We start from the raw sequence: 6,824 nt of genomic DNA, 5'->3' as shown, positions 1-6,824 counted from the left end.
CTGCCGAGCGGCGCCTCGGCCGCCGACGAGGCGCCGCTTGCCCCGTACATGCTGCGCGCCGACGGCGGCGACCCCGGCAGCGCTACGTGGGCCTGTGTGCAACCGGTGCACGTGCGCATCGCGCACGACCATCTGGTGCTGATCGATCCGGCCTCGCTCGAATTGTCCGACGACGAAGCCAGCGTGCTGCTGGCGGTCGCCCGGCCCTTGATCGAGGAACTCGGTGTGCGAATCGAAGCGCCGAAGCCCGCACGCTGGTATTTGTCGGGCGACGGCTTCGGCACGCTGGCCGGAGCATCGCCGTTGCGCGCGAGCGGCCGCAACATCGAAATCTGGCTGCCACACGAGGCGCATTCCGGCGAGCGTTCGCGCACCTGGATGAAGCTGCAGAACGAAGTGCAGATGGCATGGTTCGAGCATCCGGTCAATGAAGCGCGCGAGACGCGTGGCCTGCCCGCCGTCAACTCGATCTGGTTCCACGGACAGGGCGCAGCGCAACCGGTGACGAGTCCGTTCGCGCGCGTCTTCTCCGACGCGGCAGCCACGCGCGGCCTCGCCATGACCGCGGGCGTCGCGGCCGCTGCGCCGCCGGCGTCGTTCGCGGCGCTCCGGGCCGTTACCGCTGCGGGCGGCGCCTCGGGCAACGCGTCGGGTGGCGCGTCCGCCAACGCAAATGCCAACCCCAACGGCGCCACGCTGGTCGAACTCGACCCCTTCTCCTCGCCCTACATCGAGCAGGACTGGGCGCGCTGGAACGACGCCTTCGCCGCGTTGCAAACCGACTGGTTCGAACCGGCGCTGCAAGCGCTGCAGTCGGGCCAGCTCGGCGAACTCGGCCTGACGCTGTGCGGCGACACCGGCTCGGTGACGCTCACGGTGACGCGCGGCGACCTGCGCAAATTCTGGCGGCGGCGCGTGCTCGCCTCGCTCTTCATCGAATGACTTATCGAATGATCCACGGCCTTTCCGAATGACTCGAATCGTTACGCGCGCCGGCTCACCTGTCGACGCCGAAGTCCTCACCCGCCACGGCCTGCACCCGGTGCTCGCGCGCCTGTACGCCGCGCGCGGCGTGTGCATGCCCGATGAAATCGAAACCGGTCTCGCACGGCTCGTGCCGCCTGCTGCGCTCAAGGGCTGCGAAGACGCTGCGGCGCTGCTCGCCGACGCGATTCAGGGCAAACGCCGCATGCTGGTGGTCGCCGACTACGATTGTGACGGCGCCACCGCCTGCGCGGTCGCGGTGCGCGGCTTGCGCATGTTCGGCGGCCAGATCGCGTATCTGGTGCCGAACCGCTTCGAATACGGTTATGGCCTGACGCCGGAGATCGTCGCGCTGGCCGCTCGCAGCGCATCCGGCAAGCCGGAACTGCTGATTACGGTCGATAACGGCATCGCCAGCGTCGACGGCGTGGAAGCAGCCAATGCGCTCGGCATCGACGTGCTGGTCACTGATCACCACCTTCCCGGCGACGAATTGCCGGCTGCCCGGGCGATCGTCAATCCGAACCAGCCGGGCTGCACGTTCCCGAGCAAGTGCATCGCCGGCGTCGGCGTGATGTTTTATGTGCTGCTGGCGCTGCGCGCGGAATTGCGCCGCCGCGGCGCCTTCAACGACGACTTCCCCGAGCCGCGCCTGGACGGCCTGCTCGATCTGGTCGCGCTCGGCACGGTTGCGGACGTGGTCAAGCTCGACGGCAATAACCGCGTGCTGGTCGCGCAGGGTTTGCAGCGGATTCGCAAAGGCAAGATGCAGCCGGGCATCGCCGCCCTCTTCCGCGCCGCCGCGCGCGACGCCCGCAGCGCCTCGGGTTTCGACCTCGGGTTCGCGCTCGGGCCACGCCTGAACGCGGCCGGCCGCCTGTCGGACATGTCGCTCGGCATCGAATGCCTGACCACCGACGACATCGGCCGCGCATGGGATCTCTCGCAGCAGCTCGACACGATGAACCGCGAGCGCCGCGAAATCGAAGCCGGCATGCAGCAGCAGGCGCTCGAAGACCTCTCCGCGATCAATCCCGACGGCGCGACCACGATCACGCTGTTCAATCCAAGCTGGCACCAGGGCGTGATCGGCATCGTCGCCGGACGCTTGAAGGAGAAATTTCACCGACCGTCGTTCACGTTTGCGCTCGCCGACGACAGCGGGCAGCTCGTCAAAGGCTCCGGCCGCTCGATCTCGGGCTTCCATCTGCGTGACGCGCTCGATCTGATCTCTAAGCGCGAGCCGGGCCTGATCGTTAAATTCGGCGGCCACGCGATGGCAGCCGGTCTCACGATGGCTGCCGCCGACGTGCCGCGCTTTACCGCCGCGTTCGAGGCTGTGGGCCGCGAATGGCTCTCCGAAGAGGCGCTGTCGCGTACGGTCGAAACGGACGGCGAACTCGAAGACGCCTATTTCACGCCCCAATTCGTCGAAATGCTCGACGCCGCCGTCTGGGGCCAGGGTTTCCCGGCGCCGGTGTTTTCCGGCGAATTCGACATCGCCTCGCAGGCGCTGGTGAAGGACAAGCATCTGAAGCTGCAACTCGTACGTGGCCGCCAGCGTTTCAACGCGATCTGGTTCAACCATACCGACACGCTGCCCGCGCGCACCACCGTCGCATACCGACTGGCCAGCGACACGTGGAATGGCGTATCACGAGTGCAGTTGATCGTCGAGCACGCCGCGAGCTGAAGCGGTCACGCGGTTGCTGCGCGTGCGGCTCTAGTGCGCGGCTTGCGCGCAGCCACCGTTCTGCCCGCCTTGCGCCCAAAGCGCCAAAAATCCCCGCCAAATCAACCCCAAACCCGCGCCGGATCGCTCACAAGGCTCCGGCGCGGGGCGCCGATCGGCTATAATTTCCCCTTTTTACGAAGCTATAAAAGATCGACATGGAAGCGGAACGTCTCAACGCGATCGAAGCCTCACTGGCGGACCTGCGCACGCGCGCGGATTCGCTACGGGGGTATCTTTGACTACGACGACAAAGCACTGCGTCTAATCGAAGTCAACCGGGAACTCGAAGACCCGGACGTCTGGAACGACTCGAAGCACGCCCAGGCCCTCGGCCGGGAAAAGAAACTGCTCGACGACGTCGTCGGCAAGCTCACGTCGCTCGATAACGACCTGCGCGACACGCAGGATCTGTTCGACATGGCCCGCGAAGAAGACGACGAGGAAACCCTCGTCGCCTGCGAATCAGACGCGCAAGGCATCGAACAACGTGTCGCCGACATGGAATTCCGCCGGATGTTCGCGAACCCGGCCGATCCGAACAACGCCTTCCTGGACATCCAGGCCGGTGCCGGCGGCACCGAAGCGTGCGACTGGGCGTCCATGCTGCTGCGCCAATACCTGCGCTACTGCGAGCGCAAGGGCTTCAAGACCGAAGTGCTGGAACAGACCGAAGGCGACGTCGCGGGCATCAAGAACGCCACGATCAAGATCGAAGGCGAATACGCATACGGCTTTTTGCGCACCGAAACCGGCGTGCACCGCCTTGTGCGCAAGTCGCCGTTCGATTCGTCGGGTGGCCGCCATACGTCGTTCTCGTCGGTGTTCGTGTACCCGGAAATCGACGATTCGATCGAAGTCGACATAAACCCGGCCGATCTGCGTGTCGACACGTACCGCGCGTCCGGCGCGGGCGGTCAGCACATCAACAAGACCGATTCGGCCGTGCGGATTACGCACATGCCGTCGGGCATCGTCGTGCAGTGCCAGAACGACCGTTCGCAGCACCGTAACCGCGCCGAAGCCATGGCCATGCTGAAATCGCGCCTGTACGAAGCGGAAATCCGCAAACGTCAGGCCGAGCAGGACAAGCTCGAAGCCGGCAAGACCGATGTGGGCTGGGGTCATCAGATCCGCTCGTACGTACTGGACAACAGCCGTATCAAGGATCTGCGCACCAACGTCGAAATCAGCAATACCAAGAGCGTGCTCGACGGCGACCTCGATCCGTTCATCAGCGCCAGCCTGAAACAGGGCGTCTAAGCGCAACCGGCGCGGCATGTATCGCATCGCTGCGCCGTATCTTTTTACCGCCTGAGGTTTTTCACTGACTGGCCACCCGCATGCGGACCATCCTGATGCGGGCCACCGAATACCAAATCATCATGACCGAACCGACCCAGCCTAATGCGGCCCAGCCTGACGCGGCCCGACCGAATGTCGTGCCCGAGGTGGACGACAACAAGATCATGGCCGAGCGCCGCGAAAAGCTGCGCGAACTGCGTGAGCAAGGCGTCGCCTATCCGAACGATTTCCGCCCCACGCATCACGCCGAAGATCTGCAATCGAAATACGCCGAGACCGACAAGGAAGCGCTCGAAGCCAATCCGCTCGAAGTCGCGATCGCCGGCCGCATGATGCTCAAGCGCGTGATGGGCAAGGCGAGCTTTGCAACCGTGCGCGACGGTTCGGGTCAGATCCAGTTCTTCATCACGCCCGCCGACGTCGGCCAGGAGAAGTACGACGCGTTCAAGAAGTGGGACATGGGCGACATCGTCGCGGCGCGCGGCGTGTTGTTCCGCACCAACAAGGGTGAACTCTCGGTGCGCTGCACCGAACTGCGTCTGCTGTCGAAGTCGCTGCGTCCGCTGCCGGACAAGTTCCACGGCTTGGCCGACCAGGAAATGAAGTACCGCCAGCGCTACGTCGACCTGATCGTCACGCCGGAAACGCGCAAGACGTTCGTCGCACGCACCAAGGCGATTTCGTCGATCCGCAAATTCATGGCGGATGCGGATTTCATGGAAGTCGAAACGCCGATGCTGCACCCGATTCCGGGCGGGGCGGCGGCCAAGCCGTTCAAAACGCACCACAACGCGCTCGATATGCAAATGTTCCTGCGCATCGCGCCGGAACTGTATCTGAAGCGCCTCGTGGTCGGCGGCTTCGAGCGCGTGTTCGAGATCAACCGTAACTTCCGCAATGAGGGCGTGTCGGTACGCCACAATCCGGAATTCACGATGATCGAGTTCTACGCGGCATACACCGATTACACGTGGCTGATGGATTTCACCGAACAGTTGATCCGCCAGGCGGCGATCGACGCGCTCGGCAGCGCCACGATCAGCTACCAGGGCCGCGAACTGGATCTGGCCAATCCCTTCCATCGCTTGACGATCAGCCAGGCAATCCAGAAGTACGCGCCGCAATACACGGAAGCACAACTCGGCGACGACGCATTCCTGCGCACGGAACTGAAGAAGTTCGGCGTGGACGCGTCGCAGCCGCAATTCCTGAACGCAGGCGTCGGCGCGCTGCAACTGGCGCTGTTCGAAGAGACCGCTGAGTCGCAACTGTGGGAGCCGACCTACATCATCGACTATCCGGTCGAAGTGTCGCCTTTGGCGCGCGCCTCGGACAAGGTCGCCGGCATCACCGAGCGTTTCGAGCTGTTCATCACGGGCCGTGAAATCGCCAACGGTTTCTCGGAGCTGAACGATCCGGAAGACCAGGCCGCCCGCTTCAGGAAGCAGGTCGACCAGAAAGACGCCGGCGACGAAGAAGCGATGTTCTACGACGCGGACTACATCCGCGCGCTGGAATACGGCATGCCGCCGGCCGGCGGTTGCGGCATCGGCATCGACCGTCTGGTGATGATGCTGACCGACAGCCCGAGCATCCGCGACGTGATTCTGTTCCCGCATCTGCGCCGCGAAGACTGAACGCCGCGTCGCTCGCGTCAATGGCTCGCAAACAAACGCCCGGTTCGAAGCCGGGCGTTTTTTCTTGCAGCGCTTCAAAAACACCGTAGGCCGAAACCTGACAGTTTGTAACCATCGGTAAAAGCCGCGTATCCTCCATCGGGCCGCTGTTTTCTTAAACTGCTGCAGACCCGCAAGGAATCAGGCACCCCGCCCCGCTGCGCGCGCTTTGACGCGAACAAGCCGCGATAATTGCCGGGGAATGGTTACAAATTGAAACCCTCCGGGGATCGATTTGCCCGACACTCAGTCTCAATAACAGTCGACTCTGCTCCAGACGGAGGCCTATATGGACAATCCAGACACCAAACCTACGCAACCACGTCGTCTTCACCCGCTCGTCGCTACCGCTGCGGGTGCAGTGATCATCGCCAGTCTCGCCGCGACGGCGGCCGTCACGGGGCTGTTCCCGAAGGCGTCGAGCAGCGGCGCGCAAACGGATCAGACCCAGGCTGCGCAAGTGACCACCCAACCGGGCGTGGTCGATTCGGCGGCGCCTGCAAATCCGGTTGCCCAACAGGCAGCCCCGCAAGACGCAGCACAGCAGGCAGCGCAACAGGCCGCGCAACAACAGGTGCCTGAGCGCGCCCCGGCGCCTGCGCAACAACCCCAGTACGCCCAGCAGCAACAGGCCCAACCGGCACCGCAATATGCTCCGCAACAGCCGCCGCAACCGGCCTACTGTTCGAGTTGCGGCACGGTGGCCGCGATCTCCGCGGTGCGTCAGGAAGGTCACGGCACCGGTATCGGTGCGGTCGGCGGCGCCGTGGCCGGCGGCCTGATCGGTAATCAATTCGGCGCCGGCGGCGGACGCACCGCGATGACCGTCCTCGGCGCAGTCGGCGGCGGCTTCGCCGGTAACTCGGTTGAAAAGCATATCCGCAGCACGACGTCGTATTCGGTGCGGGTGCAGATGGAAAACGGCAAGACGCGGTACTTTACCTATCACGAAGCGCCGCCGTTCCAGCAAGGTCAGCGCGTGCGGGTTGAAAACGGCACGCTTGTAGCAGCCTGACCGCTGGCGGCCTGAAGATTCTCCAGGCGTTAAAAAAGGCGATTCCAATGGAATCGCCTTTTTCTTTGCCGCAGCCGGAACGGAATCAGTCGCGCCCGGCCGCCAGCGGAAA

At 64.2% G+C, this 6,824-nt stretch carries 5 protein-coding genes; all 5 read left to right on the top strand.

The window, feature by feature from the left end:
- Positions 1–942: regulator (locus GNZ12_RS31075; RefSeq protein ID WP_172315949.1), on the top strand; the 942-nt coding region annotated here is incomplete at its 5' end.
- 28 nt (positions 943–970) lie between these two features.
- Complete coding sequence (recJ, locus tag GNZ12_RS31070) at positions 971–2,677, top strand: single-stranded-DNA-specific exonuclease RecJ (RefSeq protein WP_172315948.1); 1,707 nt, start codon at positions 971–973, stop codon at positions 2,675–2,677.
- A 197-nt stretch (positions 2,678–2,874) separates the two neighbouring features.
- A protein-coding gene (gene prfB, locus GNZ12_RS31065; RefSeq protein ID WP_172315947.1) for a peptide chain release factor 2 occupies positions 2,875–3,979 on the top strand; the annotation gives its coding sequence in 2 pieces (ribosomal slippage) (positions 2,875–2,955 and positions 2,957–3,979; 1,104 coding nt in all).
- 122 nt (positions 3,980–4,101) lie between these two features.
- Entirely contained in the window at positions 4,102–5,658 is a 1,557-nt protein-coding gene (lysS, locus tag GNZ12_RS31060) for a lysine--tRNA ligase (protein ID WP_407947742.1), read from the top strand.
- Positions 5,659–5,986: 328 nt separating this feature from the next.
- Complete coding sequence (locus GNZ12_RS31055) at positions 5,987–6,712, top strand: outer membrane lipoprotein (protein WP_172315946.1); 726 nt, start codon at positions 5,987–5,989, stop codon at positions 6,710–6,712.
- Positions 6,713–6,824 lie beyond the last annotated feature (112 nt).

The sequence above is a fragment of the Paraburkholderia solitsugae genome, assembly GCF_013177695.1.
Taxonomy (GTDB): domain Bacteria; phylum Pseudomonadota; class Gammaproteobacteria; order Burkholderiales; family Burkholderiaceae; genus Paraburkholderia; species Paraburkholderia solitsugae.
Note: the sequence above shows the minus strand (reverse complement) of the source record. Positions and strands in the feature narration are given on the sequence as shown.

What these genes read in the sequence shown, in the direction of transcription:
- recJ (WP_172315948.1), top strand. Translation starts at nt 971, where the DNA reads ATGACTCGAATCGTTACGCGCGCCGGCTCACCTGTCGACGCCGAAGTC.
- lysS (WP_407947742.1), top strand. Translation starts at nt 4,102, where the DNA reads ATGACCGAACCGACCCAGCCTAATGCGGCCCAGCCTGACGCGGCCCGA.
- GNZ12_RS31055 (WP_172315946.1), top strand. Translation starts at nt 5,987, where the DNA reads ATGGACAATCCAGACACCAAACCTACGCAACCACGTCGTCTTCACCCG.